Origin of the sequence: Sediminibacterium salmoneum NBRC 103935 (assembly GCF_000511175.1) — a bacterium.
Taxonomy (GTDB): domain Bacteria; phylum Bacteroidota; class Bacteroidia; order Chitinophagales; family Chitinophagaceae; genus Sediminibacterium; species Sediminibacterium salmoneum.
In genome coordinates, this window is record NZ_KI866530.1 from 1,413,056 (window position 1) to 1,414,572 (window position 1,517).

Annotated in this window: 1 protein-coding gene; it reads right to left on the reverse strand. The window is 40.3% G+C overall.

What is annotated here, in order from left to right; translation table 11 throughout:
• Positions 1-1,517: zinc-dependent metalloprotease (locus P767_RS16205; RefSeq protein ID WP_172637520.1), on the reverse strand; the 1,517-nt coding region annotated here is incomplete at both ends.

Genomic DNA, 1,517 nt, shown 5'->3' on the forward strand with positions numbered 1-1,517 from the left:
AGTAGAAGTAGGTGCAATTAAACCAGCAGCACCTTTTACAAAACTGATTTGTAAATAACGGCGATACATATTTACATTGGCATTGATGTCGGCATCAAATATTCCTTTAACCAAATCGCCCATTACATCTACTACCCCATATTCGTTTCCATATAAACGGGTATTATTGATTCTCTGCAAAGTGATGGGATTCAGAATATGCGCCAAAGCACCGTTTACCTGTAGGCCTAAAAAGTTGCTGGTCACTTTAAAATCTTCTCCGTTCCCAGGCTGATTAAATCCGCGACGTTGCATTTGCAGGTAAGGAAACACTTGAGTGTCTGCTTCAAATGCATTCGGCGCAAAAACATACTTAGTTAACACTTCCATTGCCTTCTTCTGTGTAGCATAAGGAGTAGGTGTATAGGGTTTATTGCCTGAATTTTGCTCAGGAAAACTACGATCTATATAAACACCACCAATATAGCGGCTCACTGCATTAATCTGACCACTACGCTGTCCTTGCAACATACTGTATCTGGATCTTAATTCTGCAAATGACTGCCCTGGCTTGGTATATTTTTGTACCAGTTTTCCCATCACATTATTCACCAGCTTAAAACGTTCTTCCGCATAAGCAATGGCATCACTACTCATATCATTTACGTTTACCCTGGGGTCAATTGCTTTACCAGGAGCACGCATATCGTCTCCATCATTTCCAAATGCCAGTTTGGGATCATTGCTTCTCGACAAAATTTTAGTCAACATCGCTTCCTCTTCCGCTTCATTGAATGGAGTATATCCAAATTCAATAGCCCAGATATCATAAGGACCGGCTTTGGTAGTATAATAATCTCCCTGTTTACTTCTGTCCAAAGAAATATTAACTGCAGGATAGTCCATTAGAGAACCAATCAATCCTATTTTTCTGGTAATAGAAGTATTGTGCACTTCAGCAGGCGAAAGCATCTGACTGCTTTTCATATTATGATTCAATCCCAACGTATGACCCATTTCATGCATGATTAAATAAATTAAAAACTGTTCATGCATTGCCTTCATTTCTTCTGGGCTTGCGTTAGTAGTTTCAAGCGTTGTTAAACCAGCCGAATACTGCATTTTTAATTCAGAACCAATATTGCAATTAAATGCATGCTGGTGTTCCATACCAGGGAAAATCAATTGAGGCATGGAAGGCCCGTTGAATAATTCATCCTGAATTGGGGTTGCGCTACCTGAATACCACTCAACGGTAATGTCTGATCCTAAAATTTGTCCGGTTCTGGGATTCACAAAACTGGGTCCGATAGCACCATAAGAAGGTTGTGCGGAAGAAACCCATCTGATTACATTGTAACGGATATCGGCAGGATCCCACTTGGCATCATCCGGCATCATTTTCATTTGAACTGCATTCTTAAAACCTGCTTTTTCAAATGCTTCATTCCACTTTAAACCTGCATCAATAATAACCTGTCTGTACTCAACCGGAGTTGTGTTTTCAACCCAGAACACGATAGGTTCTACCGGCTCAC